This is a genomic window from Nocardia asteroides, from assembly GCF_021183625.1.
Lineage (GTDB): Bacteria > Actinomycetota > Actinomycetes > Mycobacteriales > Mycobacteriaceae > Nocardia > Nocardia asteroides_A.
Map to the genome: position 1 here is coordinate 1,817,093 of NZ_CP089214.1, position 26,823 is coordinate 1,843,915.

Annotated in this window: 29 protein-coding genes and 4 tRNA genes; 11 read left to right on the forward strand and 22 right to left on the reverse strand. The window is 68.0% G+C overall.

The features are described 5' to 3' along the window. Positions 1-28: 28 nt before the first annotated feature. Positions 29-1,705, forward strand: a complete 1,677-nt coding sequence (gene accA / locus LTT61_RS08780) for an acetyl-CoA carboxylase carboxyl transferase subunit alpha (RefSeq protein ID WP_233019433.1) — start codon at positions 29-31, stop codon at positions 1,703-1,705. A gap of 11 nt (positions 1,706-1,716) precedes the next feature. Then, positions 1,717-3,072, forward strand: a complete 1,356-nt coding sequence (locus tag LTT61_RS08785) for an acetyl-CoA carboxylase biotin carboxylase subunit (protein WP_233019434.1) — start codon at positions 1,717-1,719, stop codon at positions 3,070-3,072. Between the two features lie 25 nt (positions 3,073-3,097). Here the strand turns inward: LTT61_RS08785 and LTT61_RS08790 are convergent, their stop codons facing one another. The 5 genes from LTT61_RS08790 to LTT61_RS08810 all read right to left on the reverse strand — a co-directional run bounded on the left by LTT61_RS08790 (position 3,098) and on the right by LTT61_RS08810 (position 8,415). Then, the gene (locus LTT61_RS08790; RefSeq protein WP_332909236.1) at positions 3,098-3,961 is read right to left on the reverse strand and encodes an AfsR/SARP family transcriptional regulator; all 864 of its coding nucleotides are present in this window, start codon (positions 3,959-3,961) and stop codon (positions 3,098-3,100) included. A 1,318-nt stretch (positions 3,962-5,279) separates the two neighbouring features. Then, complete coding sequence (locus LTT61_RS08795; RefSeq protein ID WP_420094799.1) at positions 5,280-5,828, reverse strand: TetR/AcrR family transcriptional regulator; 549 nt, start codon at positions 5,826-5,828, stop codon at positions 5,280-5,282. Positions 5,829-5,857: 29 nt separating this feature from the next. Continuing rightward, complete coding sequence (locus tag LTT61_RS08800) at positions 5,858-6,403, reverse strand: PPOX class F420-dependent oxidoreductase (RefSeq protein ID WP_233019436.1); 546 nt, start codon at positions 6,401-6,403, stop codon at positions 5,858-5,860. A gap of 598 nt (positions 6,404-7,001) precedes the next feature. Next, positions 7,002-7,397 carry a VOC family protein gene (locus LTT61_RS08805; protein WP_233019437.1) on the reverse strand — a complete coding sequence of 132 codons (396 nt, stop codon included), beginning with the start codon at positions 7,395-7,397 and terminating at the stop codon, positions 7,002-7,004. 625 nt (positions 7,398-8,022) lie between these two features. After that, entirely contained in the window at positions 8,023-8,415 is a 393-nt protein-coding gene (locus LTT61_RS08810) for a MarR family winged helix-turn-helix transcriptional regulator (protein ID WP_420094754.1), read from the reverse strand. Between the two features lie 110 nt (positions 8,416-8,525). Between LTT61_RS08810 and LTT61_RS08815 the strand changes: the two genes are divergently transcribed. Then, on the forward strand, positions 8,526-9,437 hold the full coding sequence (locus tag LTT61_RS08815) for an alpha/beta hydrolase family esterase (protein WP_233019439.1): 912 nt from the start codon (positions 8,526-8,528) through the stop codon (positions 9,435-9,437). Between the two features lie 143 nt (positions 9,438-9,580). Here LTT61_RS08815 and LTT61_RS08820 read toward each other — a convergent pair whose 3' ends face one another. Continuing rightward, positions 9,581-10,174: a hypothetical protein gene (locus tag LTT61_RS08820; RefSeq protein ID WP_233019440.1), complete on the reverse strand. Its 594-nt coding sequence runs from the start codon at positions 10,172-10,174 to the stop codon at positions 9,581-9,583. Between the two features lie 396 nt (positions 10,175-10,570). Continuing rightward, positions 10,571-11,383 (reverse strand): alpha/beta fold hydrolase, encoded by an 813-nt coding sequence (locus LTT61_RS08825; protein ID WP_233019441.1) that lies wholly within the window; start codon positions 11,381-11,383, stop codon positions 10,571-10,573. 86 nt (positions 11,384-11,469) lie between these two features. Between LTT61_RS08825 and LTT61_RS08830 the strand changes: the two genes are divergently transcribed. After that, positions 11,470-12,045 carry a TetR/AcrR family transcriptional regulator gene (locus LTT61_RS08830; protein ID WP_233019442.1) on the forward strand — a complete coding sequence of 192 codons (576 nt, stop codon included), beginning with the start codon at positions 11,470-11,472 and terminating at the stop codon, positions 12,043-12,045. A 50-nt stretch (positions 12,046-12,095) separates the two neighbouring features. Here LTT61_RS08830 and LTT61_RS08835 read toward each other — a convergent pair whose 3' ends face one another. Beyond that, on the reverse strand, positions 12,096-12,836 hold the full coding sequence (locus LTT61_RS08835) for a TetR/AcrR family transcriptional regulator (protein ID WP_233019443.1): 741 nt from the start codon (positions 12,834-12,836) through the stop codon (positions 12,096-12,098). A 62-nt stretch (positions 12,837-12,898) separates the two neighbouring features. Here LTT61_RS08835 and LTT61_RS08840 point away from each other — a divergent pair, with 62 nt between their 5' ends. Next, the gene (locus tag LTT61_RS08840) at positions 12,899-14,152 is read left to right on the forward strand and encodes an acyl-CoA dehydrogenase family protein (RefSeq protein ID WP_233019444.1); all 1,254 of its coding nucleotides are present in this window, start codon (positions 12,899-12,901) and stop codon (positions 14,150-14,152) included. Positions 14,153-14,508: 356 nt separating this feature from the next. Here the strand turns inward: LTT61_RS08840 and LTT61_RS08845 are convergent, their stop codons facing one another. Genes LTT61_RS08845 through LTT61_RS08895 form a run of 11 tightly spaced genes read right to left on the reverse strand, consistent with a single transcriptional unit; the run spans position 14,509 to position 21,823 of the window. After that, complete coding sequence (locus tag LTT61_RS08845; RefSeq protein ID WP_233019445.1) at positions 14,509-15,633, reverse strand: tyrosine-type recombinase/integrase; 1,125 nt, start codon at positions 15,631-15,633, stop codon at positions 14,509-14,511. Beyond that, on the reverse strand, positions 15,633-15,851 hold the full coding sequence (locus tag LTT61_RS08850) for an excisionase family DNA-binding protein (RefSeq protein WP_233019446.1): 219 nt from the start codon (positions 15,849-15,851) through the stop codon (positions 15,633-15,635). The genes LTT61_RS08845 and LTT61_RS08850 overlap by 1 nt, the downstream gene beginning before the upstream one ends. A gap of 10 nt (positions 15,852-15,861) precedes the next feature. Then, positions 15,862-17,568, reverse strand: a complete 1,707-nt coding sequence (locus tag LTT61_RS08855) for a helitron helicase-like domain-containing protein (protein WP_233019447.1) — start codon at positions 17,566-17,568, stop codon at positions 15,862-15,864. Next, complete coding sequence (locus tag LTT61_RS08860; protein WP_233019448.1) at positions 17,565-18,209, reverse strand: hypothetical protein; 645 nt, start codon at positions 18,207-18,209, stop codon at positions 17,565-17,567. Before LTT61_RS08860 ends, LTT61_RS08855 begins: the two co-directional genes overlap by 4 nt. Beyond that, a complete protein-coding gene (locus tag LTT61_RS08865; RefSeq protein ID WP_233019449.1) occupies positions 18,206-18,379 on the reverse strand; it encodes a hypothetical protein in 174 nt (57 codons plus the stop codon). The genes LTT61_RS08860 and LTT61_RS08865 overlap by 4 nt, the downstream gene beginning before the upstream one ends. Continuing rightward, the gene (locus LTT61_RS08870) at positions 18,376-18,597 is read right to left on the reverse strand and encodes a hypothetical protein (protein ID WP_233019450.1); all 222 of its coding nucleotides are present in this window, start codon (positions 18,595-18,597) and stop codon (positions 18,376-18,378) included. Before LTT61_RS08870 ends, LTT61_RS08865 begins: the two co-directional genes overlap by 4 nt. Further along, positions 18,597-18,905: a hypothetical protein gene (locus LTT61_RS08875; RefSeq protein ID WP_233019451.1), complete on the reverse strand. Its 309-nt coding sequence runs from the start codon at positions 18,903-18,905 to the stop codon at positions 18,597-18,599. The genes LTT61_RS08870 and LTT61_RS08875 overlap by 1 nt, the downstream gene beginning before the upstream one ends. A gap of 11 nt (positions 18,906-18,916) precedes the next feature. Continuing rightward, on the reverse strand, positions 18,917-20,278 hold the full coding sequence (locus tag LTT61_RS08880) for an FtsK/SpoIIIE domain-containing protein (RefSeq protein ID WP_233019452.1): 1,362 nt from the start codon (positions 20,276-20,278) through the stop codon (positions 18,917-18,919). 2 nt (positions 20,279-20,280) lie between these two features. Continuing rightward, entirely contained in the window at positions 20,281-21,084 is an 804-nt protein-coding gene (locus LTT61_RS08885; RefSeq protein ID WP_233019453.1) for a DUF2637 domain-containing protein, read from the reverse strand. 2 nt (positions 21,085-21,086) lie between these two features. Continuing rightward, positions 21,087-21,371, reverse strand: a complete 285-nt coding sequence (locus LTT61_RS08890) for a hypothetical protein (RefSeq protein WP_233019454.1) — start codon at positions 21,369-21,371, stop codon at positions 21,087-21,089. Next, the gene (locus LTT61_RS08895; RefSeq protein ID WP_233019455.1) at positions 21,371-21,823 is read right to left on the reverse strand and encodes a hypothetical protein; all 453 of its coding nucleotides are present in this window, start codon (positions 21,821-21,823) and stop codon (positions 21,371-21,373) included. The genes LTT61_RS08890 and LTT61_RS08895 overlap by 1 nt, the downstream gene beginning before the upstream one ends. A gap of 194 nt (positions 21,824-22,017) precedes the next feature. Here LTT61_RS08895 and LTT61_RS08900 point away from each other — a divergent pair, with 194 nt between their 5' ends. Genes LTT61_RS08900 through LTT61_RS08910 form a run of 3 tightly spaced genes read left to right on the forward strand, consistent with a single transcriptional unit; the run spans position 22,018 to position 24,130 of the window. Next, a complete protein-coding gene (locus LTT61_RS08900) occupies positions 22,018-22,875 on the forward strand; it encodes an AAA family ATPase (protein WP_233019456.1) in 858 nt (285 codons plus the stop codon). Next, on the forward strand, positions 22,872-23,405 hold the full coding sequence (locus LTT61_RS08905; protein WP_233019457.1) for a kinase: 534 nt from the start codon (positions 22,872-22,874) through the stop codon (positions 23,403-23,405). Before LTT61_RS08900 ends, LTT61_RS08905 begins: the two co-directional genes overlap by 4 nt. Continuing rightward, a complete protein-coding gene (locus LTT61_RS08910) occupies positions 23,405-24,130 on the forward strand; it encodes a hypothetical protein (protein WP_233019458.1) in 726 nt (241 codons plus the stop codon). The genes LTT61_RS08905 and LTT61_RS08910 overlap by 1 nt, the downstream gene beginning before the upstream one ends. A 394-nt stretch (positions 24,131-24,524) precedes the next feature. Here LTT61_RS08910 and LTT61_RS08915 read toward each other — a convergent pair whose 3' ends face one another. The 3 genes from LTT61_RS08915 to LTT61_RS08925 all read right to left on the reverse strand — a co-directional run bounded on the left by LTT61_RS08915 (position 24,525) and on the right by LTT61_RS08925 (position 26,014). Continuing rightward, positions 24,525-24,782, reverse strand: a complete 258-nt coding sequence (locus tag LTT61_RS08915) for a Txe/YoeB family addiction module toxin (protein ID WP_233019459.1) — start codon at positions 24,780-24,782, stop codon at positions 24,525-24,527. Beyond that, entirely contained in the window at positions 24,779-25,390 is a 612-nt protein-coding gene (locus LTT61_RS08920; RefSeq protein WP_233019460.1) for a type II toxin-antitoxin system Phd/YefM family antitoxin, read from the reverse strand. Before LTT61_RS08920 ends, LTT61_RS08915 begins: the two co-directional genes overlap by 4 nt. Before the next feature lie 552 nt (positions 25,391-25,942). After that, positions 25,943-26,014 (reverse strand) — tRNA-Val (locus LTT61_RS08925). 225 nt (positions 26,015-26,239) lie between these two features. On the opposite strand from LTT61_RS08925, the gene LTT61_RS08930 reads away from it, so the two are divergent. From LTT61_RS08930 to LTT61_RS08940, 3 genes are all read left to right on the forward strand, one after another. Beyond that, positions 26,240-26,311: transfer RNA gene (locus tag LTT61_RS08930), tRNA-Gly, on the forward strand. Between the two features lie 44 nt (positions 26,312-26,355). After that, positions 26,356-26,426 (forward strand) — tRNA-Cys (locus tag LTT61_RS08935). Between the two features lies 1 nt (position 26,427). Continuing rightward, a tRNA-Val gene (locus tag LTT61_RS08940) sits at positions 26,428-26,502 on the forward strand. Positions 26,503-26,823 lie beyond the last annotated feature (321 nt).

The window sequence follows — 26,823 nt, forward strand, 5'->3', positions numbered from 1 at the left end:
CAGCGACGAGCACAGGGAGACGAGTGTGATGACCTCGATATCGGGCGACGCCGCCACCGCGGACTGGGTGCTCTGCCCGTCCTGCCGGATTCCGCTGTACGGCAGGCGCCTCGACCGCGATCTCGGCGTCTGCGGGGAGTGCGGTGCGCACACGCCGGTCACCGCGGCGCGCCGGATCGCCCAGCTCGCCGACGGCGGCCGCTACCGCGCGCTGCCGCCGGTGGCGACCGAGGACGATCCGCTCGGATTCGTCGACACCAAGCCCTATCCGGCCCGGCTGGCCGCGGCGCGCACGCGCACCGGAATGTCCGACGCGGTGCTCTGCGCGCGCGCCGAGATCGAGGGCAGCCCCGTGCTGATCGCGGCGATGGACTTCCGCTTCCTCGGCGGCAGCCTCGGCGCGGCGGTCGGTGAGCAGATCACGGTGGCCGCCGAAACGGCGCTCGCCGAACATGTTCCGCTGCTGATCGTGACCGCCTCCGGTGGCGCCCGCATGCAGGAGGGTGCGCTCGCCCTCATGCAGATGGCCAAGACGAGCGCGGCGTTCGACCAGCTCGACCGCGCTGGGGTGCTGACCATCAGCCTCATCACCGATCCCACCTACGGCGGGGTCGCCGCCTCGTTCGCCACGCTGTCGGATGTGCTCGTCGCCGAGCCCGGCGCGCGGCTGGGGTTCGCCGGCCGCCGCGTCATCGAGCAGACCATCCGCCAGCAGCTGCCCGATGGCTTCCAGACGGCGGACTTCCTGCTCGAGCACGGCCTGATCGACATGATCGTGCCGCGCGCGGAGCTGCGCGCCGCCATCGGAACGCTGCTGCGCGCGACCGGGGGCGGCGAGACCGGCCCCGCCGATCCCCGGTGGATCCGCGACCACGCGGAGTTGCCGGAGGCCGATCCGTGGGCGCAGGTGCGCAGGGCCAGATCGCCGGAGCGCCCCACCGCGCTCGACTACATCGCGCTCGCCTTCGACGGTTTCCGCGAGCTGCGCGGCGACCGCGTCGGCGGGGACTGCCCGGCCGTGGTCGGCGGACCCGCCTGGCTCGACGGACGTCCGGTCATGGTGATCGGGCAGCAGAAGGGGCACGAGCCGAGGGAGCTGATGCGGCGCAACTTCGGCATGCCGACGCCGGCCGGCTACCGGAAGGCCGCGCGGCTGATGCGGCTCGCCGACAAACTGGGGCTGCCGGTCGTCACGCTGATCGACACACCGGGCGCCTACCCCGGCGCCGACGCCGAGGAGCAGGGACAGGCGATGGTGATCGCGGAGAACCTCCGCCTGATGTCGGGGCTGCGGGTGCCGGTGATCTCGGTCGTCATCGGGGAGGGCGGCAGCGGCGGTGCGCTCGCGCTCGGCGTCGCCAACCGGGTGCTCATGTTCGCGGGCGGCACCTACTCGGTCATCAGCCCGGAGGGCTGCGCCGCCATCGTCTGGAACGACACCGCCGCCGCGCCGAAGGCCGCGGCCGCGCTGCGGCTGACGGCGCGGGATCTGCTGCGCCTCGGCGTCGTCGACGCGGTACTGCCCGAGCCGGACGGCGATGTCGGCGGTGATCCGGTCGCCGCGGCCGAGGTGCTGCGCGCCGCCCTCGTCGCTGGGCTGCACGAGCTGAGCGGCCTCGGCCGCGAGCAGGTCGCCGCCGAACGGCGGGCCAGGTTCCGGCGCTTCGGGGCGGTCGCCCCGGTGCGGGTCCGGTCGGTGGCGTAGGGGGCGGGGCCGTGTTCGACAAGATCCTCATCGCCAACCGGGGCGAGATCGCGCTGCGCGTCGCCCGCACCTGCCGCGAACTCGGCATCGGCACGGTGGCCGTGCACTCGGTGGCCGACGCCGATTCGGCCGCGGTGCGGTTCGCCGACGAGGCGGTGCAGATCGGGCCCGCCGCCGCCAAGCGCAGCTATCTCAACGGCGCGGCGATCCTGGCCGCCGCGGAGCTCACCGGCGCGCAGGCCATCCATCCCGGCTACGGATTCCTCTCCGAGTCGCCGGATTTCGCCGATGCCTGCCGGGCGGCGGGGCGGACCCTGATCGGCCCGCCCGCCGACGTCATGGCCCAGCTCGGCGACAAGCAGTCGGCTCGCGCCCTGATGGCCAAGGCCGGGCTGCCGCTGCTGCCGGGCAGCCTCGATCCGCTCGAACCCGATCAGGCGCACGCACTCGCCGACGACGTCGGCTATCCGGTGATCATCAAGGCGGCCGCGGGCGGCGGCGGCCGTGGCATGACGGTGGTGCGCGCGAGCGCCGACTTCCCGGCCGCCTACCGGCAGACCCGCGCGACCGCGCGCCTGCTGTTCGGCGACAATCGGGTCTACCTGGAGAAGTACCTCGAGTCCGCGCGCCACGTCGAGGTGCAGGTGCTGTGCGACGGGCACGGGGCGGGCATCCACCTCGGCGAGCGCGACTGCTCGGTGCAGCGCAGGCATCAGAAACTCATCGAGGAGTCGCCCGCCCCCGGCCTGCCCGATGGCCTCGCCGAACGGATGGGGCGCTCGGCGGTCACCGGAGTCCTCGAAGCGGGCTACGTGGGAGCGGGCACCGTGGAGTTCCTCGTCGACCCGTCGGGCGCGTACTACTTCATGGAGGTCAACTGCCGCATCCAGGTGGAGCACCCGGTGACCGAGATGGTGACGGGCATGGATCTGATCGCGGAGCAGATCCGGATCGCCGCCGGGGAGCGGCTCGGGTACACCCAGGACGATGTCGTGCTGCGCGGGGTGGCGATCGAATGTCGCATCAACGCCGAGGATCCGGAGGCCGGCTTCGCCCCGACACCGGGCACGCTCGCCGAGTTCACGCCGCCCGGCGGAGCCTTCGTTCGCGTCGACACCCATGCCTACCAGGGGTACGCGATCCCGCCGCACTACGACTCCCTGCTGGCGAAACTCGTCGTCTGGGCGCCGGATCGGGATCGCGCCGTCGCGCGCATGCGGCGCGCGCTCGGGGAGTTCCGCATCGACGGCGACCGCGTGCGGACCACCCGCGATTTCCTGGCCGAGGTGCTCGGCCACCCCGCCATGCTGTCGGCGACCCATTCGACGGCACTCGTGGACGACATGCTCGCGCGGCGGACCGGGTAACCCGGCCCGCCGCGCGAGCGGTGCGTCATGCCGGTTCGGCGGCCCGGAACTCGGGCGAGCGCCAGCCGATCAGGTATCCGGCGTGCCGGCTCTCCAGGATCGCGCAGACCGATCCGTCGGAGGCGCCGAGAATGTCGCGGTGCAGGCGCAGCACCTTCTCGCACGGATCGAGTCCGAGTTCCTCGTTCATCAGGCGCCGGAAGCGCTGGAAGGATTCCAGCGCCACCGCGCGTCTGCCCGCCCGGCAGAGCGCGAACATGTAGTACGCCTGGAGCCGTTCGTGCAGCGGATGCTGGATGGTCAGCCGGGCCAGATCCGCGCACACCTCCCGGTGCCGCCCGAGCCGCAGCTCCGCCTCGATGCGGAGCTCGATATCGGCCAGGTGCCGGTGTTCCAGGTGTGCGATCTCGGCCGCCAGCGGAACCCCGGCCTCGACATCCACCAGCGCCGGGCCGCCCCACAGCGCCTCGGCGGCGAGGAAGAGGTCGACGGCGCGATCGTCGTCGCCCGCCTTGGCGGCACAGCGGGCGGCATCCGACATCGACCGGTAGTCGCGCAGATCGAAGACGCAGTCGCCGACCTCGAAGGAGTACCCCCTGTTCCTGGTCAGCAGGAAACGGTCGGCGATCTCGGTCTGGTCCATGTCGAGCCGCTGGGCCATCTTCTTGCGGATGCCGAGGACGTAGGTCTGCACGACGGTCACGGCGCTCCGCGGCGGCTCGGTGTTCCAGAGTTCTTCGATCAGGGTGGATACCGGAACGATCGTAGAATGGCGGACGAGTAGCAGGGCAAGGATTTGCCGCTGTTTCTGGGCTGTCGGTGTAGCGTTTCGACTGTTCAGCGCGAGCGTAAGAGGACCTAGCACACGTGCGCACACAGGATATTCCACAGAGCTCTCCCTACCGGCTTCGAGAATTCCCCCCGAACCGATCGAAGTGACCGTATCCTACCTCGCTGTAGACGCCACAATGCTATCCAATTTCCGATGTCTCTTCGATGAAGTCTGTGTTAGATCCCGGTTACCGGGAGCCTTGCGATAAATTTAAAAGTGACGCGCGAAATAATGGACCCTGCGCGGCGCGCTGTGCGACTTTACCGCACCGGTCGCACCCCCCGGAAAGTGGCGTCTTGCACGGCTTCCGTCCCAGCCGACAGCCGTTCACCGCCAGATTTCCCGGCCTGAGCAGGGACTGCCGCGCCTCGGGGGGAACCGCGTCGCAGCCGCTCGGACCTCCGGGACCATGGTCGCCAGCGGTAAACTCGGACTCGCAGATCAGCACGCTACTTTCACCATGAATTTCATGGCTGAACTATTTCCTGCATCTGTTTCTCCGTCGGCAACAATATTTCCGACCCGCGAGCGCACCGGTAATCGCGATCGTGTCGATAATGATCTTCGACGCATCGCCCTCGCGCCCGGGCCGCACCCCGCGAACCGGCATCGAGGATATGTGCCCCAGGACCGCTCGCTCAGCCGAGAAATGGCCTCACGCCTCGATCGCGCACCGGTAGCGGGCGTTCGAGAATTCGATCGTACCAATTCGTCGGAGGCGTTTGCGAAGACGTGCGGCGAAGGTTTCCGCCGCATCGCCCGCCCCGGCCGGTGGGATCGGGTGACAGCACCACCGAGCAACGGCACTGCAACGCCGCCTGCTCGCCGGTAGCGGGCGCCCGCGCGATTCGACGGTATCTGCCACAATCCCGGAGGGGCCGAGCATTGTCACCCACCGCGCACAACCTCCGAGTTACGCAGTGCGCGTATTGCGGATCCGATGCTTTCAAGCCCCGCCAGTGGCCGGACGCCGCCGGCGAACAAGACCGCCGCGAGCACTGCAGGCCCACGCCGGAAGTGCCGCTGTAACGGCACGGAAGCTCATTCGCTGTACCGCAGTGCGATCATCGGCCTACGAGTTGCCGGTGATCATTTCAGAAAGCTCACCGTATCGTCTTCTCTTGTCCGGCAACGGAAGTGGCTACACAAGCAAAGTGGTCCCGGCCAGTTTCGAACCACCGAGAGAGAGACCTGACCCGCTGGCGTCTCCATCTGCGAAAAAGTGGCCTCTACCAGGTGATTCATCGCAGGATGCGAGCCGCAGACGCCGTGGCCGAAGCTCAGCATCCCGACTTCGAAAAACCGGGGAATATCACGGCCCTTCCGCGAGATCATGACCGCGATCGGCACGGTACCGCGACGAGACCGGGCAGTCCTACGGGTTGGTGGTTGCCTCGCGCAGGAGTGCGCGTAGTTCGCGTGCGACGTCGTCGATCGGTTGTGTGTCGTGCTCGACGCGGCTCAGTGCTACCGCGCCCTCGACCGCGGCGACGATCAATGTCGCCAGTCGGCGGGCGCGGGCCGGGGGAACGCCGTGGGCGCGTAGCAACGTGTGCAGGGCGTCGCGCCAGCTGCCGAATGCGCGCGCCGCGGCGTGGGTCAGCTGGGGGGCGTCGTCGTTGGTTTCCACGGCAACCGCGAGAACGGGGCAGCCGGCGCGGAAGTCCGAGGCCTGGAGATCGGTTTTCCAGAGGGAGATGAACGCGTCGAAGGTTGCCAGAGGTGTCGCCTCGCCCGCGTCGTGCAGGATCTCTGCCAGGGCGTTGCCTGCGCGCTCCACCACCTCCTCGATGAGCTGGGCGCGGCCACCGGGGAAATGGTGATAGACCGACCCGCGGGGAGCGCGGCTGTGCCGCAGGACATCGTCGATGCTGGTGGCGGCGGCGCCGTGCTCGCGGATGAGCGTCGATGCGCTGTCGAGCATTCTCTGGCGGGCATCGGAGACGCGGGGGCTCACGGTCGATCTCCGGGAGGTGGGTCGCCGACCGGGCCCAGAGGTGTCAGCTCGATGTAGTGCACCGGGGTGAGCGGGCGTGATATGGCCGCGAAAGCTCTTCGTTTCCAGCCCCATTGGGATCGGATGACGGACTCCGCGTGCGCGCGCTCGGCCTCGGTGTCGAGGATGCGGCCGCGAGCGGCGATCGGCGCCGCGAGTGGTTTTCCCCGAAACGAGCAGGGAGCGATGAGTGCTTCGGGGTTGCGGCGCAGGCGCTTGGCTTTGTATGCCTCCACTTCGGTCCACAGATAGACACGGTCACCGTCGTAGCCGGGCCACACCGGTTGAGGTACCGGGGTGCCGTCCTTGCGATAGGTGACCACCAGGCAGTGGTCGTACCGCCGCAACTCGGCGAACCCGGTGACCCGAACCGGCATGTCGAGCACCGTAGTCGCTTCCTCGGAACGCAACGCGGCCAACAACCGCTTGTTGGCGGTCACGAGGACGCGCCCGAGCTGGAAGGTGGGGCCGGACCGCTTCTGGGGCATGTCGCTGCCTTTCATGCGTTGTGATGGGCGTGGAACCGTGCGTGGGTGCGGCGGGCCGGTGTGCCGAGTCCGGAACGCCACCAGCGCGCCCATGCGCGGGGACGGCATGCGACCGCAGAGAACAGGGCGAGCGGGTCCAGGTAGGTCGTGCGGCCGATGACCAGACCATCGGCGAACCGGAATCGGTCGCATGTGTCATCCGGCCGATCGAATCGATCTGCTGCGCCCGACGATTGCTTCGCGCGGCCAGATAGGTCAGTGCGATGTCGGTGGCCATGAGGAGGGCGATGACGTGCCTGCGCCGACGCCCTCCGCCGGCGGCCGACGATTCGTCGCGCTGCGCGCGCTCACCACAGCCATCCTCGACACCGTTGCCAACCCCGCCGACGTCGCCGATCTGTTGACCGAACTCGTCGAACGCGATCGAACCCGCCATCCCGGCGACATCCAGGAACACTCCACACGCGTGCTGCGACGAACTCGGCACACCTGCTCGGACGGGCTTCGCACCGCCCTGGCCGCATGCGATCGAACCGATCCGCGCCGGGGTCAGCACCCTCCCCCCACGAGGTACGGGGACGGCTCAGGGGTTGACCAGGCTGCGGACCGGTGGTTACCCGAGGCCGGTAGGAGGTGGTGCGGTCGGGCTCGACACATCGACCAGGACACCGTTGGGGTCGACGACCAGCATCCGCCGCTGGCCGTAGAACAGATCTTTCGGCTCCTCGACGATGGGTACGGACAGCTCCTTCGCCCGTGCGAAGACCGTCTCCACATCGTCGACCACGATCGTGAGGTAGGAACCCGACGCCGCGCCGCGGGCCTGTTCGGGCACAAGTTCGTGGTCGCGCGCCATGATGCCGATGATCGCCCCGGAGTCCTCCGCGCTCAGTTGCACGAACCAGTCGCTGTCGAAGCTCACGTGAAAACCCAAGAGATCGACATAGAAGTCCCTCGTCGTCGAAAGCCGGTCGCTACAGATATTCACGAAGCTCTGCGAGATCGCCATATCGCCGAGGCTACTGCCGCGTCGAGCAACCGGTCGCGGCCGCGCGATCGACTCGACCCCCAGTTCACCGCGGCAACCTTCCTGAACGGAGCCAGTACCTACCATCCCGGAGCGGTGGTCACCATCGAGCGCACACGGACCCGGTCTGTAGCGGCTGTGCGCCACCGCGGGCTGATGATCCCGGCCCGGTTCCGGGTTGTGACCGGCTCCCGGCTCCACCGCTTGCCGCGCCCTGCGGCGTCGATGAGGTCAGCAACGTCCGCCGGGATCGGCGCCGGCGACCTCATCGCCCGGTTCGGGCTGCACGTCCGGGCGACGGCCTCGCCCTCGCCGGCCAGGTTCGTGGCTATCGCGAGCTGCAGGGAGCAGAACTCGAAGCCCGGATGTCCACCGGCGATGGTCCAGCGGCGTCCCACTCCTTCGTCCGCGGTCTGAGCCGCGACAAGCACGCGGTCGTTGCCGGCCTCACCCGGCCCCGGAACAGCGGTGTCGAAGGCCACGTCAACCGCGTCACGATGCTGCTCGAACGGCGAATGTTGCGCCCTGCGAAACCCGACCTGCTCCGGAGCGAATCCGGCTCAGCTGGTGACCATCACCCTCCCGATCACGAATCACGGGCCGGCGCTCACGGAGGGGACTCGAGATCGAGGACGGCGGTGAGCAGCCTGCGTAACTCATCGATGTCCTGCTCGCCGAGCACGTCGCGCCAGCGACGCTCGGCCTGCTCGCCCGCGGCTCGGGTCACGCGCAGAGCGTGTCGTCCCGCGTCGGTGAGGCGAAGCAGTTTGGCACGTGCGTCGGCCGGGTCGGCGACACGCTCGAGGTAACCGCCGCGTTCCAACGTCACCGCGACCTGCGCGACCGCTTGCGGCGACACCCCGATATCGGCGGCCAACTCGACCGCACGCCTGCCGCCACCGAGGAGCCGCACCAGCACCAGCACGTGCGCCGGACGCAACCCATCGAGCCCCTCGCGTGCGAACACCGCGCGCAACAAGCGGGTGTCGGCCTCGGCCAACGCCTGGACCAGGCCGGGAACTGTGCGATGAGCACGCGGGGACATAGCAGCACTCTGACAGCCGGACGCACCACTCGACAAATAGGCAAGGGTCTTGTTTATTATGGGGTATGCGTTTGCCCTCGCTCCTGGCCCTCGCCGCCGCGGCCCTGCTGCTCATCGGCGGGTGTACAACCCGCGCCGTCGACGCCTCCGCCGGACCGATCGGCTCGACCCGGTATTCGCTGGACAGCGGCGCGATCTCGCGCGAGTACCGGGTGTACCGGCCCGCAGGACTGCCCGACGGCGCTCCGCTGGTGGTCGTCCTGCACGGGGGATACGGATCAGCGGCCCAAGCCGAGCGGTCCTATGGATGGAACGACCGAGCCGACACCGACGGCTTCGTCGTCGCCTATCCCGACGGGCTCGCCCGCGCCTGGAACACCGAAGGCGGCGACTGCTGCGGACCTGCCCAGCGCCGCTCCGTCGACGACGTCGCGTTCATCACCGCCATGCTCGACCGGATCGGTCACGACTACGGCATCGACCCCGAACGCGTCTACGCCACCGGGATGAGCAACGGCGCCATGATGACCTACACGCTGGCATGCCGCACCGACCGCTTCGCGGCCCTCGCCCCCGTCGCAGGCACGCAACTCGACGACTGCCCCGGCCCCGCCCCGGTGTCACTGCTGCACATCCACGGCAGCGCCGACCCCGTCGTCCGCTACGACGGCAGCCCCGGCGACAACGTCGGCACCGTCATCGACGGACCGCCCATCCCCGCGCTGAACCAGCAGTGGCTCGCGACCGACGGATGCCCCACCCCCACCATCACCACGACCGCCACGGTCACCACCTCCCGAGCCGACTGCCCCGGCGGCCGCGAGGTCACCCTGATCACCATCGACGGAGCGGGCCACCAATGGCCGGGAACCGACCACACGCCACCGCGCGAACGCCTCCTGCACACCGACCCGTCCAGCAGCGCCCTCGACGCCACCGCCACCATCGCCGAGTTCTTCGCGCGCCATCACCGTTGAGCCCCGCACGCCGGCCTCGACCGGATCTCCCGAGGGCCATCAGCCAGGGTGGTTCCGGCGGGTTCTCTCAGTGGGTTCGGGTAAGCGAACGGGTACGACACGACACCACCGCCACCGGAGACCCACTTCCCGGCCGAGACCCTCTACCTCGAACCAGAACCCCCGCACACGCCGCCACTGCCCGCCCGGTCGAGTACGGGGCCCTCGGCCGACCGACCGATCTGCAGCGCTTCGGTCGCGGCGACCGCGCTCGACGGCAGATCCGCAGCGGCCAGCGCCCGCGCCTTGAACGCCCGCGCCGCCATACTGAGCCGGTACGGATAGGGCCGGAACCGGGGGGCGAGATCGGCAGGCAGGTCCTCGCCCCAGGACAGAACGGTGACAGCGCGACGATCCAGGCACTCCCGCACCCCGTCCCGCACCCGCGCATCGCCGAACAACGGCGGGGCAACGATTACGGCGTCGGGCCAGACATGGTGCATCGGCGCCGACAGTGGCCCCTCCAGGTCGAAGACCGCCACACCCAGAATGCGCAGAGGTACCGCCGTGTCCGGATCGGCCAGCATCGCCACCACATCCCAACCGGCCATGACACGGTCCAGCAGCAAGCCACCGGCATGCACGATCGCGGCAGCCGCGTCCGGTGCGGCAACACCCAGCCGAGGGCGGAGCACACGCCGATGAACATATCCCCACCAGGTTCCGGATCCATCGCGGCGAAGGCTCTGCTCATCCACTAGAGCTCCATTCCCAGGTCGAACGCGGCGTGGCCTGTAGCGTAATCACACCCTTCCTGCTCAGAACGCCAAGCCGAGTCGTTCACCCGCCCCGATCAGTGCTTGTGCGCCACCGCCGTGTGCAGCGAGGCAGCGGCGCTTCTCGGCCTGGACCACCCGCTGTTAGCGCGCTCGCGTGATGCCGAACTCGAGGTCGTGGGCCGCATGAGCGGGCCCTGCGGCAGCGATACATCGAGGAGTTCCCCGGCCACGACTACCGACTGCTCCACGCCGAAGGCTTCGCGACCCCAGCCCTCGCCGGCCACCCGCCGCTCGAGCACGCCTGGTGCATCACACCCGACGGCGCTGTCAACGATCCGATCGAACCGGACGCCACAGCGGCTCGCCCGCCGTTCGTCAGGGGCGCTGTTCGGGGTCGAACAGCGACCGGAGCTGTTCGGCGTAGGCGCGGGGATGCATGCGGGGACCGGTGTGCCCGCCCGGAAACAGCGCGGTTTCAACTCCCAGCAGCTCGGCCAGGGCGGGTGCGCAGCGCGCGACGACGCCGGAGGTCGCCGCGCCGAGGGCGGGCACGATCGCGGCGGATCCGGCGCGCAGCGCGGGCAGGTCGGGCAGGTATGCGCGGACCGCCGGGGCGTCGTAGGTCAGGAAGTACTCGAGATTGTCCGCGCGGTAGGGCCCGGGAGCGGGCAGCTCGACGCCGGATTCGCGATCGGTGGCGCCGAGCCCGGCCAGCCGGGCGAACAGCGCCATGGCGGCGGGCATCCCGTCGCGGCGATGGGCAGCCTCGATGCCCGACTGCGCGGTGGCAAGTTCGGTGCGCTCGGGCTCGGTGAGCAGCGCCGCCACGGGCGGCTCGTGAACGACGGCGCGGCGCACCAGCTCCCGGCGCCTGCCGAGGAGCTCCAGCGCGATGACGGCTCCGATGCTGGAGCCGAAGACGAAGGCGGGGGCGTCGGTGACGGCGGACAGGACCGCCGCGGCGTCGTCGGCATGCGCGGCGATGCCGGCCGGGGGCCCGGCTCCGGCGCTGCGCGAAAGCCCGCGCCGGTCGTAACTCACCACGGTGAACTCGGTCGACAGCTGCCCGGCGAGGTCATCGTAGCTGTCGGCGTCGCCGTCACCGCCGGGCAGAAGCAGCACGACAGGCCCGCTGCCCCGCGTGCGGTAGTAGAGCGGTGGCGCCTCGGGTCCGAGCACAGCTTCCACGACATTCCCCTTTAGCTACTCGTAGTTGCTTATTACACGCTAGCCCCGTGAGCCTGAAATAGGCAACCCCGAGTAGCCTATTGACTGTGACCGGAACCCGTCGACGAGGAGACGCGCTCGAGCGAGCGCTGCTGGATGCCGCGTGGTCGGAACTGGCCGAACACGGCTACGCGACCATGACGATGGCAGGCGTCGCCCACCGCGCCGGCGCCGCGAAATCGGTGCTCTATCGCCGGTGGCCGGGCAAGGCCGAGCTCCTGCGCGCGGTAATCGAACAGCGCGTCCCGCGGCTGGGACCCACCACCCCCACCGGCGACCTACGCACCGACACGCTGGCCGTGCTCGACGGCGTGGTCGCCGGATACCGCGAACTCCGCCTCCTGCGCGGCACCGACACCGAACTCGGCACCCAGCTGCGCGAGACGACCGCCGCCGACGCGGTCGGCCAGATCGCCCGGGCGCTGAACGCGGCCGGTATCGACCCCGCCCGGCTCCCCCCGCGGGTCGTGGCGCTGCCCGTGGATCTGGTGATACACGACCTGCTCACCCATCCCGAGACCGTCGAGACGTGCCGCATTGTCGACGACGTCTTCGTCCCGCTGCTGCGCGCGGCACCTTCCGACACCGATTCCCCTGCCACGCAACCGATCGCGCCCGACTGAGCCACGATGCCCGTCCACCGGCTCGGGCCGTCGCGACCGGTCCGCCTTCTTCACTGCGGCGGATCGAGCGGCGGGGCCGGGACCGAGCCCCCGGCCCGATGCGGGGTGAGCGTCGCCGTGCCCGTGCCCGCGGAAATGACCGTGCCGTCGTCGCCGAGCAACTCGACGCGGATATGCGCGTGCGCGGGTGTCCTGGCCGGTTCCCGGCGTGGTGATGGGGTGCCGGTGAGGCCCGCGGTGGCGGCGTCGATCAGGTCCGGGGCGTAGTCGGTCAGCGCACCGGGGAGCTGACCGGCGAGCCAGCGCCGCGCGATCGCGTGCGCGGGGCCGGTGACGACGGCGACCGCGACCGCCATGGGGAGGTCACGGGCGGCTCCGTCGGCGATGAAGGTACCCAGCCAGGTGCGGTAGGCGGCGTTGAGTTCCGCATTGAGGGCCTGGAGTTCGCTGCCGGCGTCGGTGGACCAGTCCAGATGGCCCTGCGCGTAGAGGAAGCGGGCCCAGTGCGGGTTGGCCTGCACCCAGCTCAGCAGGTTGCCGATGATGCCTTCCATGCTCTCCCGAACCGTGGCGGGTTGCCCCGCCAGGACCGACCAGTAGCCCTGTTGAACAGCGCGCATGGCCTCCAGGTACAGCCCCTCTGCGATCGCCTCCTTGCTCGGGAAATGGTGGAACAGCGCACCGTTGGAGACACCGCTGCGGTCCCGGATCCGGGCGACGGAGGTCCGGTCGTAGCCGTCCTCGTTGAAGCACTCCAACGCTGCCTGCAGGATGCGTTCCCGGGTCCCCATACCGACAGAGTAATACTCCGGAGTGCTCTTGCGTGCCGCGATGAGCAGAGCAATACTCTGGAGTGTCGGTCGGTCCGGCCGCCTCATCCTCGAATCGGAGCGCACACCCCATGACCACAACCCCCAGCGCGATCAACGACACAGGGACGTTCGTTCTCTCCGCCCGGCACACCGCGATACAGGCCGATGCCAGACAGCTCGCCACACGATTCGCGGACCGTGCAGGCGACGTGCGGCAGCACTTCCTGGATCACAGCGCGATCCACCCCGAGCTGTGGGCGGATTTCCGCCGCCACGGATGGCCGGGCATGGCACTTCCCGCCGAATACGGGGGCGCCGATGGCGGCCTGCTGGGCACGGCTCTCGTCCTGGAGACGCTCGCCGCCGACAACATCACCCTGTGGATGCCGGTGCTGTCCGCGGCGATCGCGCACGCCATGCATCTCGCCGGTCCCGGCGCGTGCGGACCACCCGGGCTGCTGCGGCGCGTCGCCTCGGGAGACGCGCAACTGGCGATGGCCACCACCGAATCCCACTCGGGGCACAACGTTTTCCGCACCGCCACCGAAATCTTCCGCGACGGGCCCGATTTCCTGGTCCGCGGCGCCAAGAGCATCACCTCGGGGCTGGACGCCGCCGACTACGTCCTGATCTTCGGCCGTCCGCCGACATCCGGAGCCGAGGCGAGAGGCGGCTACACCGCCGTCCTGCTCGATCCCCGCGCGCCGGGCGCCACGATGACCGAGCTGCCGATGCGTTTCCGCGAAGGCGTCCGGCAGTACCGGCTCGAACTCGACGACGTGCGAGTACCGCGGGAGAATCTGATCGGCGCCGAAGGGCAGGGGCTCCTGGTGATGTGGCCGTTCACCCACGTCGAGCGCGTCCTGACCGCCGCCCTCTGCGTGGGCCTGGCCGACTACGCCATCACCCGCTCGGTCGAGCGAGCCACGAGCCGGGTCATCGCCGGCTCCACCCCGATCGGCGTCCACCAGGCCATCAGCCATCCCCTGGCCGCGCTGCACGCCCGGCTGGAAGCCACCCGCCTGTTCCTCTACCGCGCCGCGGCCTGCTTCGACAGCGGAACCGACCCCTCCGCCGTCGCCGCCCAGGCGAACATGGCGAAACTCCTCGCCGCCGACCTCGCCTTCGACGCCGCCGACCACGCCGTCCAAGTACTCGGTGCCGACGCCTGGGACGAACGCAACGGCTGGCTCGACCTCTACCTCGATGCCCGCCTGGCCCGATCGGGCCCGGTCAGCAACGAATTCGTCCTCAACTACGTCGCCGAACACGTCCTCGGACTACCCACGCGCTGACACCTCCGGCGCACTGCGACGCAGCCGAGGAGTTCCGTCCCGGGCGGCCATACCGAAGCTCATCGACGGATCGGTGCCGAGCGCGATTCCGGATACCGCTTACTGGAGGGCGCGATCGCAATCGGCCCCCAGCGTGCCCTTCCTCCCGGATCTCAGCGGTCAATACGGGACAACTCCGGCCCTACAACGCGGGTGGGGAACAAACGCAATAATCCCCCCAGCCAGGCTGAACGGCAGGGGGGAGAAGTGGTCCCAGCTGGTTTCGAACCAGCGACCTTCCGCGTGTGAGGCAGGAGCATAATCGCAGCTCAGGGGCACGGAATCCGGTTCCGTGCCCCATCCGTGCCTCGAAACGGTCAGTGCTTCACGACGATTCGGCGCGGCAGCTCGGCGGCGTTGCCCCTGGCAGCGATCCGGCTCAGCTCGTCGGCTACCTCGCGGTCCCGGCCGTCCACCGCGTGCAGGTACCGGCTGGCGGCGGCGTTCGAGGAGTGCCCGAGGCGCTTCTTCAGATCGGCCAGGTTCGCGCCGGTGAGCGCGGCCAAGCTCTGACCGGTGTGCCGGAGGTCGTGGAAGGTCACCGAGACACCGACCTTGTTCCGTGCCCGCACGAACGCCTGATAGATCGCGTTGCCCCGCATTCGCTGACCGTCGCGGCCGATGAACATCCACACCGGCCCGGCCCACTGATCGCGGTGCTCGATCAGGTACGGGCGAAGGTGCGGCGGAATCGCTACGGGCCGCGCACCGGCATCGGTCTTCGGGTCCGCCTCGAACGCCTCGTCGGACTCCAGCAGTTCAACCCAGTTACGCCGGACCTGCACCACATTCGCCACCAGGTCCACGTCCACCACGTTCAGCCCGATGATTTCGCCACGGCGCAGCCCGCACCATGCCGCCAGCAGCACCGCCGCCCGGTAGCGCGGGTAGATCGCCTCCACCAGCGCGGCGACGTCCGCGACGTTGGCGATGCCGCGTTCCTTGGCCCGGTCGGTACCGGCGCCCTTGATCGAGCAGGGGTTCACCATGATCGCGCCATCGCGCTTGGCCTGGTTCATCACCGCCCGCAGGAACCGGTACGACTGCTGAATCGAGGTTCGCCCGCCCTTCCCCGCCAGAGCGTTCGCGTGCCAGGTGCGCACGACCGGCGCGGTGATCGCCACCAACGGCCGGTCGAGCAGGTCGGTCATGTGCAGGCGCATGTTCCGAAGGCACGTCTCTTCCCAGCGCGGCCCTACGTCGGAGTTCTCGCACAGGTACGCCTTCGCGTAGTCCCCGAACTGCTGGCGCCCCAGCTTCTCGTCCAGCCAGGCGCCCCGGCTGATGTCGGCTTCGACCTTCACCAGCCAGCGATCGGCGTCGGTCTTGGTCCGGAAGGTCTGAGGTGCGTTCTGCCGCTTGCCATTCGGGCCGAGGAACGACGCCTGGAACTTTCCGGATGGCAGCTTGCGGACCTTGCCGAACCGGCGGCGAGCAGGCATCAGGCCACCGCCCTGCCGCCGTGCCAGCGGACCTCGATCGCCTCGACCCGACCGGCCTGGGCGTACGCCTCCAGGTCCGCGACCTTGAACCGCACCAGCCCGCCGACCTTGTAGAAGACCACCCGCCGCTCGGCCACCAGGCGCCGGATGAACCGCTCCCCGGTACCGAGGTAGTCCGCAGCGCCCTTCACGCCGACGTACTCTGATCGCTCATTCATCTCCACTCCCCTACGCTGCTGTTCGCTGAATTGCGGAAAGAATCTCGGCACCCGGTGGCCCGTCACCGGCGAGCGCCAAGCGGGCCGCGTCGTACTCGGCTCGTTTCCTGATCCGGTCAGCGACAGCGGCCATGACCAGGTGCGCTCGCGGTGGTGCGTCCTTGTCGCCGGGGCGGATCGGGGTGATGCGCAGGTTCGGCCGCTCGGGCAGGGTGATTCCGGCGGCTGCGAGGTACTGGCGCACGAACTCGGCGCGGTCGGCGCGGTGGTCCTCCACCGACTTGCCGGTCCACAGCCCCGAGGAGATGACCCGCTGGCCGGGTAGCCCGAGGCACTCCCGGCGATGCGCCTTGCCCTTGCAACGACCGGCCACGGTCTTGGCGCTGGCGCCCTCAGGGACGATGCCGAAGCGCAGCCATACCGCACAGGTCTTGGAGCACGGGGTGCGCTTGAGCTCCTCCTGCAACCGGTCGTAGTGCACCGCCACCCGCGTGCTACCGGGCTCGAGAATTTCCGCCACCGACTTGGTGAGGTACTTGGTCAGGTAGCGGACCTTGCGGTCCTCCTCATCGGACCCGGCGAGGATCTGCACCGTCTTGCACTGGGCGCCGAAGCGCAACGTGTGCGCGGGTTCCAGCTCGTCCACGGTGTCCATGACCGCCAGCGCCTCGTCCCAGGTGGTCAGAGGTGCGCCGGTGTCGGGGTCGGTGAAGGTGTTGGCCTGGTGGTCCCAGACCGGCATCCGGTCGTCGGTGTAGACCTCGTGGTCGTGATGCGGCCACCAGATGTTGCGGTAGGTCGCCGCGGTCACCTGCTTGAGCAGCTCGTTGGGGACCGTGCCGCGCATGGCGATGTGCAGGTGCGGGGCACCGCGCTTCTGCGGTTCCACGGTGGCGAAGTACTGCACGTTCCAGCCCACCGCCCTGCGGAGGTTCTGCACCCAGCGGGTGAACAGGCGCTTGAGGTGGATGGTGTCGCGGGCCGCGCGGGTGTAGTCGTAGGAATCCGGGTGCACCGGGGAGCCGTCCTTGACCATCTGCCCGTCCGGGCCGGGCACCTCGTTGATCCGGCCGTAGGAGGGCAGGGTCAGGGTGAAGAACGTCGACGGCCGATACTTGCCCGCGTACTCCCGGCCCACGGTGCGCTTGGCGACCTTCTTGCGCGGCAGGTCGGGCACATCGTCGCGGCGCCGGGTGCTCTTGGCCTTGCGGCGAGGTTTGGGGTCCAGCGACGGGAACGGGCCACGCGCCCCGGACTCCTTCAACTCGGTATCCAGCTCACCCACGAGTTCGCGGATGGCATCGGCTGCTTCGTCGTCCCCGGCCTGGCGGGCGTTGTGGTACTCGGTCGCCATGTGCGCGCGGGCACCGAGCAGATCACGCTGTGCCGCAGTCACTTCCGGCTCATCACGGACCGGCTCGACAGCGAGGGTCCAGCCTTCCTTGCACTGGACCATCCGCGTGTACCGGGCAGCTTTCGCGCAGGCGGGGCAGACGGTGGCGATGGTGGATTTGCAGGGAACGCCGATGTAGGAGATGCGGCCGGTGTCGCGGTCGAAGGCCCGCATCGGGATCATGCGAGCGCAGACACCTTCGTGTTCCGCGGCGGATTCGGCGATCTCGTTGAGGTTCGGGAGCGCACGACGATCCGCCGCAGTCTGCCGGGTGGGGGCAGGCTGTGACGGGTCATCGTTCACCACCGGGGCGGTGTCGGTCATGCGGCGTCCTTGTCGGTCGAGTCCAGGCCGGGCAGCGGGCGGTGCTCGGGCAGGGAGATGACGTCAGCGAGGGAATCGCCGTAGCGGAACGACAGCTCCACCACAGCGGGGCCGGTGATGCGGGCGCGGGCAGCGTCGGCGCCGAAGGCGTGGGCCAGGTGCTCGGCGCGGTTCTCCCAATCGGCCGGCTGCTGTCCGGCGAGCATCTTGACCCGGACCACATCGGTGGAGGCGCCCACCGCGACCGAGAGCAGGCGCGGGCAGAACACGCGCTCACCCTCCCGGACGGTGAGGTTGCAGGCGACCAGAAGACGGCGCCAGCGGCGGGTGTAGCGCCACCAGGTCAGGAAGCGGGTGCGGGCGCGGGCGGTGACCCACCGCTCGAACATCTCCGGACGACGGTGCCGCCAGAGCATGATCCCCGCGAGGGCCACGAGCCCGAGCCCGAGGCCGACCGGCCAGCCGAACACCACCCCGGCGGTGACGGCGAAGGCGAGCGGGGCGGAGATGACCGGGAACAGGACCGCCCACTTGATCGCGAGGGCAGCGGCGTAGCCGGTGTAGAGCAGGGCGAATCCGGCGCCGGTCAGGATGGCGTCGAACGGATCGGTGCCGGTCTCGGTGGTCGTGGTGGTCTTCACGGCTGATCCTCCAGTTCGGTGGGGGTGAAGAGTTCGAGTTCGAGTTGCCCGGGTGTCGGAGCGAAGGGGATCGGGGCGGTGGTGCGGGTCCGGCACTTGCGGACCCCGGCAGCAGCCTTGGCGACGATCGGGTGCACCTCGTCGGCCGCGCGCTTGCGAGTGGTGCTCATGCCGCCTCCGGCCAGTCGTCGTCCCCGTGGGCGAGGTCGAGGTGCCAGCCGGGGGCGTCGCCGGTCTCGGCCAGCAGGTGCATCACCACGGCAAGGGGGTCGGCGCCGGAGCGCTCCCAGCGGCAGCGACGCTCGGCGCGGGTGTCGGCCACCAGCTCGGCGTCCCGGTCGCGGTCGTGGTTGGGGTTGTCGGAGAACAGGTTTCGGACGGTGGACATCAGCGGGACTCGCTTTCGGAGGTGCCGCACACAAGGCAGAGGCGGGAAGAGGACGTGGTGCCGTGGGACCGGGCGGTGGCCCCGTGGGAGTCGATGAACGCGTGGCCGGTCTGCTCGCACTGATCGGGGATCCGGCAGCCGTTGCAGATGATCGTGTCGCCGTCGTAGACCCACCGAGCGCGGCCGGGAAGGAAGGTCAGGAAGGCGATCGCCTGATACCTGGTGTCGAAGCAGACCGACTCCCCATCGGTGTCGGTGAACAGCTCGCCGCAGGAATCGCAGTAGACGACGACGTGGATCTCGGTCACGAACCCACGCCTCACGCCGCCACCTCCCCGTCACCGAGGTCGTCGGGGTCGAACCCGGAGTAGTCCGCCGCCGGAGCGGTATCGGGACCAACCGGGGAGAAGGCATCCACGATGGCGTCCACGGCCTCATCGGAGACCCAGAACGCGCGCACGCGGGTGAACCCGGTGGTGCCGTCCTCCCCGACGTAGCCGACACCGGGCGTGGTCGCGGGGATGGTGTCGCAGCGCGCGCCCCGGTCCCGGGCGCCCTGGCCGTGGACCATCGCGGTCTGTGTCGGCTCGTCCAGCCGGAGCCCGATGCGCACCGAGTAGAGCTGCCGGTTGGGCATGGTCTCCTTGGACGGGTCCTGCAACGCCGAGATCATCACGAACGCCGCAGCGCGGCCCTTGGTCAGCAGCAGCCCCGACAGCCGGTCGAACTCGGCGCGTTCCTCCCGCGTCGCATACGCGGACAGGGCAGCGGCCTCGTCGATGATGAACAGGATCAGCGGCTCATCGGTCGTGGGGTAGAGCTTGCGGGTACCGGTGGCGCGCATCCGGGCCGTGCGCTCGTCCATCAGGGTCACCGCCTCGCGCAGCATGGCGAGGATGGACTCGGTGTTAACTCCGAACCGCACGTAGAGCCGATCGGCGCCGCGCCCGAACTCCGCACCACCCTTCGGGTCGCACATCCACACATCCACCAGCCCGGCACGGATCGCAGGACCGAGCCCGGCGATGATCGAGTGCAGCACCGAGCCCTTGCCCGAGCCGGTCGCCCCGGCCACGAGAATCTGCGAGCCGTAGACCCGCAGCAGCCACGGCGAGCCGTCCTCGGTCACCCCGACCGGCACCGCCTCCAGATCGACACCGACCGAAGCCGGAGTCACGGCCGCAGGGTCGGGTAACGCCGGAGCGGGCGGGGCGAGCCGCTGCCCGTCGAACACGGCAGTGGTCGGGATCGACTCAGCGAGGGTGTCGTAGGCCCGCAGGGTGATCCGCAGGCAGCTCGGATCGGTCCCGGCCACGGTCACCGAGCCGACCGCGAAGTAGGTGGCGAACAGCTCGCAGGTGGGCTCGGCCGACCAGTCCGAGAGCTTCTGCCCGCCGAGCATCTGCACATCCACCCCGATGCCGTGATCGGTGTAGCCCCAGCCGAGCACCTGCGGGAACCCGCGCTCACGGGAACCCAGCTTCAGCGCCTCGAACATGATGTTGGTCTGCGCCGGGTCGGCCAGGATGAACGCGGCCGGACGCAGCTCCGGCGGGGCAGCGGCGACGATCTGATCGGTGGTGATCGGGCGGGCGGTCGGCCGGTCGAGGAACCTCCACCAGGTCAGCACGCCCGCACCGACCAGGCTGGCCGAGCCGACCATGAGTGCTTCCAGGGACATGACTAGTTACCCCCTGCCACCGCAAGCGGCAGCATCGGCTGAACGACCGGGCGAGGCCGCGCAGCGAGAACAGGACGGACCGGAGCCGTGAAGGGCGCAGGGCGCACCACAGCGGGCTCGGGAACCGGGTCGGGCTCCGGCGCAGAAGCCGGGGCCGGGGTGTCGGCGGGCGTGGCCTTACCGACGTAGTTGCGGGCAGTCGAGGTCGAAACTCCCAGTGCCGCAGCAATTTCTGGGAACCTCTTGCCGTCGGCGTGCATCTCGATCGCACGAGTGACCTTGGCCGGATCACGCCGAGCGGCAGGCTTGCGCCGACGAACCGGGGCCGGAGCCGGGATCGGCTCGGAGACCGCGACCGCAGACGGCTCCGGCACGGCTACGGCGTCCGTGATGGGCTCGCGGTTCGAGGCCCGGAACAGCATCCCCAGCCCGTGGGTATCGACCAGCAGCGACACCGGCGCCACCGCAGCGACGAGGGCAGCGGCCCACCAGGGCAGGTGCTCACCCGCCATCGCCGCATGGACGCTGTTGCCGATCACCGAGACCAGGGCGCCGCAGACCAGCACTCCGAGGAACCAGCGCCGCTCCGGCCCGCTGGCGAGCACGAGCATGGAGATGGTCGCCTGGATGATCGTGCCGTCCACGATCACCGGCCACAGCCACGCCAGCTCGCGCGGGGTGCGGGCCATGATCGCCAGCTCCTTGAGCGCGGCGATACTGAGGGCGAAGGCGGCGACGCCGATGGTCACGATCACCAGGACCGCGACCCACCGGGCCACCCGCATCGCCGTGGAACGCTCGGACACGACTACGCCGCCTTCCCGGCGTCCACCGTGTCAACGGTGGTGTCGGTCTGGGTGGACTCGGCGGCATCGTGCTCGGCCAGCACCGTGCTCAGCTGATCGAGCAGGGACCGGGCATCGGTGATCGACAGCGACAGGTACGAGCGCTGCGCGCACCCGAGCAGGTCGACCAGCACCGTGGCCGGAAGCAGCTCCTCGTCGCCACTGTATTTGTACTGGTAGACCCGCTCCGGGCTGTACCGGACCTCCAAACCGTCGTAGCCGTCCACGACCGTGCTGACGTAGGTCATCACGCACCGGCCTTCGCGCCCGCGCCGTTGCCGGTGGCCTTCGGGGTGTTGTTGTCGCCCTTGATCCCCGTCGCCCGGTACACGTAGCCCAGGTACTTGAAATCGCCCTGACCCATCACCCGCGCCTCGGCCGTCAGGCCCTCCAGCTCGATCAGCCAGATCCCCGGCGCCAGCTCCTGCCCCGCCGGAACCGGCCGGTGCTCGGAGATGAACTTGATCTCGAAGGAAGCCCGCTTGGCCTTCTCCTCGTCCGGGTCCGACACCGTCGCGCTCCACAGCGGCAGCCCCGAACCCTCACCGGTCTTCGGGTTGTAGTCCCGCTCCTGCTCGGCCAGCGCGCTGCGGTCCGGGTTGTACTTGATCGCCGGGCCGATCTCCCCCATCAGCAGCAGCTTCCCCGGGAACGCCGCACCCGACTCGATCGGGAACCGGAAACCCCTCTTGATTGCCATTGATCTCTCCCACCTCGCCTTTTGGTGTCCCCGAATGTGGGGCACCTCTCAACGGTAGCAGTTGCTTTCGCTGGAAAGCAACTGCTTTCTAGCGTCGTTGACAAACCGCCTGCTGAAAGGGCATGGACGCAGGTAAACGCCGAAAAGCAGACTGATACCCTCGTGGGGCAACTGCTACCGCGAGGAGTCTTGTCGTGACCGGACCCGAACAGCCCGCGACCCCGGCACATCTGCGGATCGCGCACGCGATTCGGGCCGACATCGAGGCTGGCCGTCTTCGTGACGGTCAACGTCTGCCTTCGACCCGAGAGCTAGCGCAGCAGTGGCACGCAAGTCAGTTGACCGTCACGAAGGCGATGGAGCAGCTCACAGCAGATGGATACGTGGCGAGCCGGGAACGCTCCGGGCGCATCGTCACGACACCAACCGCGATCAGCCTCAGCATGACTGGACCGGTACGACTGACCCGACCCCGAGTTGTTTATGTCGGCGGCTACCCCGGCAGCGGGAAAAGCGAGTTTGGCCGAGTCCTCGCACGCGAAACCGGATGGGCCATTCTCGACAAAGATACGATTGCTCGTCCGATTATTGAACCGGCACTTGAGGACCTCGGGTCAAGTATCAATGACCGCGAATCGGACACTTACCTTACGCGCATTCGGCCACGCGAGTACGAAGCGCTCGGAGCGGTCGTTCAAGAAAATCTGGAATGCGGCAATTCTGTTATCGCCACCGCGCCTTATCTGCGTGAGTTCAATGACATCACTTGGATTGAACGCGCCAGTTCACGAGCTGCGGCAGCAAGCGCGCAGGTCACATTTCTCTGGGTGCGCTGCTCACCAGAGTCGATGCACACTTATCTCCGACATCGCGGAGCCGGTCGGGACAATTGGAAATTATCTAACTGGGCCGATTATTCAGCGGCAATCGACACTTCCTATCGTCCCGCAGCCGAGCACGTCGTCATCGACAATGACACTGATAGCGAGCCACTGCGAACCCAGGCACAGAGATTGATCGAGGACCTCCGACGCGAGGCGCAATCGGCGTGACCGATCAGGGCGTCCTACTCTACGGGCCTCCCGCATCGGGCAAAGACACCGTCACTGCCTACCTCTCTCGCACCGACCGCCGATACCAGCTCTACCGCCGCTTGAAGGTGGGCAGCGGCCGTACCGAGAGCTACCGGATGACGACCGCGCCAGCTCTGGACCACCTGGCCGCTACGGATCAAATCATCTGGGAGAATCGGCGATACGGTTCACGTTACGCGATCGAGCGCAGCTCAATCGAATTGATGATTCGCCAAGGTCAGATTCCGGTCATTCACGCAGGACAGCCCGAGATAATTCTTGCGATCCAGAATGCATTCCCCGTTACAACTTGGATAACAGTTGAATTGACCTGCCCGCGAGACATTGCGCTCAAACGAATAGTCGCGCGAGATACTGGAGACACCTATGCGCGATTGGCCGCATGGGATGCCACCCCGAGACTCCATCGCGCTGATCTCGTACTCGATACTTCTTTGCGCTCTCCGTCCGAGTCTGCGGATTCGATCCGCCGTGTTGTGGAGTCTTGATGCCCGCATTTGAGATCGTTGTTCCCGCGCTCACGCTGCAAGCCAATGAGGGCGCCATCAACTTCGAAGCAACTCGCGAGTATGCCGTGCGTGCTGCTGCGACCTGGGTCGATTACTTCATCTTGTCCGGCTCGACAACGCGAGGCAACCTCTTGAGTGTTGACGAACGCGCAGCGGTACTCGATCTCTGGCTTGAGGTGACCGAGCCGGAGCGACTGCTTCCCTGCTGTTGGGTAGCAGCGGACCTCTCGAATGCGGCGCAGCGCGGGGTTCGCCCTATGGCAGTGCTGAAAGGTCTCAGTCGGTCCGAAGCTATCGACTACTGCACCCAATTACCCGACGCTGCAACAATTTACAGCCACCCCATGTTTGGCGGAGTCCAATTCGACGGTCAGCTTGCGGCCGACCTACGACAGGGTGGGGCACTCCCGTCGGCCGGAAAGGTCGCAAAGATCACCAGCGATGAGGTTCGCGCGATCCAGGCCGCAGCAGGCGAGGCGTTCCGGCTCTGGGATGGCTCCTCGCGACGAATCGCCACCTCGCTGAGCGAAGGAGCCGCAGGTGTGGTGGCAACCCCGCTCAGTCCCTTCCAGGCGGACTTCCCTCCGAGATCCGTTGCCTCGATACAACGGGCTGTAGACGCAGTGCAGGCCGGATTGGACGCGCTTCCCACCCGCGCTGAGCGGACGAAGATGCTGATGGATCAGGCTTCCTCCGCTACATAGCTGGTACTCGTTCGAGCTGTTGCTGAAATTCGCTATATAGAGTCAAGGGGGCGGCGCTGCGCGCCGCCCAGCGGTGCCGCCACGCGGCACCGCGCAGCTCGGCCCGGCCTCCGCAAGCTCCGGCAGGCCGAGGCCCGTTGGGCGTGTCGGCACCGCTTTGGCGACGTGGCAAAACGCCACGTTCCGTGATCTGAGCGCCTATCTCAACGACCGAAGCAGTGCTGGGCGCGCGATGAGCCGTACCCGACTTGACCTCCCGCAGTCGAGCACGTATCGAGACCATCCAGCCTGGTCCACCGGCTGTGGTCCCGATCCACCGCCAGGTAAATGGCACGGTCGCCAGCGGGTTTGCGCAGCGGTTCACTACCTGCGTTTGAGATGAGACGGCGGTATCTCAGTTGTAGTGATACCGACACGAAATTACTGTAATTATCTCGTTCTCAATCGCGTACACAAGCCGATGCTCACCGGTGATTCGCCGCGACCAGTAACCCGCAAGACTGTGCTTGAGCGCTTCGGGCTTACCAATTCCGTTGTGCCCATTCCGTTTCACGTCTTCGAGTAGCAAGTTGACTCTCTTAATGACGCGCTTATCGTTGGCGAGCCACCATTGATAGTCTTCCCAGGCTACATCAGTGAAGAGAAGCTTCATTTGCGCGCCTCGGGGATCGCAGCTTCGAGAGCGGCGATAGCATCCCGAAGTGCTTCCACAGCAGGTGCCCACATGTCCGATAAAATGCCCTCCGACCCGGACTGAAGGAACAGCTGCTGCACGGTCACAACTGCTCGCAACAACTTCTCCAAGGGGCCTATAACCAGATCCTCGTCGAATGATGCCATCGCCCACGATCGATCCCTCGGGAAGGCGAGATCGTAGGTCTTCCCCGCTAGAAACCGATCGGAATACAGCAGTACAGACCCTAAGGCACTGGCAGAGGATTTGGATTCATCGATGTAGGTAGTTTGCCTACGTCCGCGCTCGGGTTCGGCTCGGAGGTCACTGCCATCGACATCGACCAATTCTCGGGGCGCCGCTACGCCACCGCGATGTTCTGCAACTGAACGTTCGAGACGGCTGGCGTTGACTGGGTTCCCCAGCAAGTACGCGGTCTCTTTCAACGCTTCATACTCGCTGAGGGCAACGAGCACAACTGGCTCATGGCCAGCCCGAGTCACCACCATCTCTTCCAGATCGTCCGTGGCACTGGTCAAGACCGAGGCGAAGTTGGCCCGGGCTTCGGTATAGGTGATCGGCTTCACCCAAACATTGTACAGCTTTCTGTACAGGCTGTTCGACCTTCGGTCGAAGGCCCTAGTGGGTGGTGGCCTGCATTGTGTTTTCGCGTCCCTCCAGCCTCAAGAGCGCCGATGGCGTCCCTCCGGGATGGGCCTCGCCCCCTCTTGACCCCGGAGCCTCTACGCGAAAAGGGCAGGCCCTATGGGGCAGGCGGTAGCCAGCCCACCGTCCGGCGCATCCCACCACCCAGTATGGCCAACCTCTACCTAGCGCAAGTCGCTCCATACACGGCCTCCCGAATCAACCGCCCAGATGGAATCAAACGTCATGAGACCACCTCGTTGAAAGCGTGCTGCGCATCTAGCCAGACTGTGAATGAGGATTCGGAGTCGGCGAGGTCGGCGCCCTTCCGCACCTCAGGGTTCTTGGACCACTTGCAACCTCGCTTGCCGTGCCTCCAACGTGCCTCAGGCACCGGAAACCGCCGGTCAATCTCGGACAAGTACGCACAACCCACGAGCGCGCTAGCTGACGGAGAAATCCCCCTGACCAGTATGAATATCAAGGGGATGTTGTGGTCCCAGCTGGTTTCGAACCAGCGACCTTCCGCGTGTGAGGCGGACGCTCTCCCGCTGAGCTATGGGACCGGGTACGCTCGGCCGCGAGCGGCTGAACGAGTCGAAACAGTAGCACGGGCGCCCCGCGCGGTACCAAATCGCGGCCCGACCTGGGGAAATTCGGGAGCCGGGCGCCCGACCCCGGTATTGTCGCCCGCACAAGCCGTCTACCAGCGGATTTGTACCTTGCAGCGCGGGTGGGCTAATGTTCTGCTCGCACCACGGAGCGCCGAAAAGCCTCCGAGGTGGCGAAATGCGGATGTAGCGCAGTGGTAGCGCATCACCTTGCCAAGGTGAGGGTCGCGGGTTCGAATCCCGTCATCCGCTCGAGAGGTAGGGCCAGGTAGCGAAAGTTACCGTCCCCCTTGCGCGGTGGAGTGGCCGAGTGGTGAGGCAACGGCCTGCAAAGCCGTGCACACGGGTTCGATTCCCGTCTCCACCTCGCGCGATTAGCTCAGCGGGAGAGCGCTTCCCTGACACGGAAGAGGTCACTGGTTCAATCCCAGTATCGCGCACCAACAGATCAGCCCCGGTCTTCGACCGGGGCTGATCTGTTTTCTAGCGCAGGTCGTCCTCGGGGGCGGTCAGCTCGCGCGGGCCGTCGAGCATCCTGTCGCGGACCAGGGCCGAGGTGTTCACCCGCTGCTGCGCCAACCGGGGCGCCGATCAGCGTCTGCCGCACCTGGTTCGAGGCGAGCCGGCCGGGCCGCGACATTCGGTTGACGACGGGGACGGTTCGTTCGCGCTCCGGCTGATAGCGCGGTGCGCATGCCGGGCGGCGTGCGCGCCGGGCACGGGCTGTCGGCGGCTGCGTCTAGGCTGTGGCCGGTCGAGGCGAG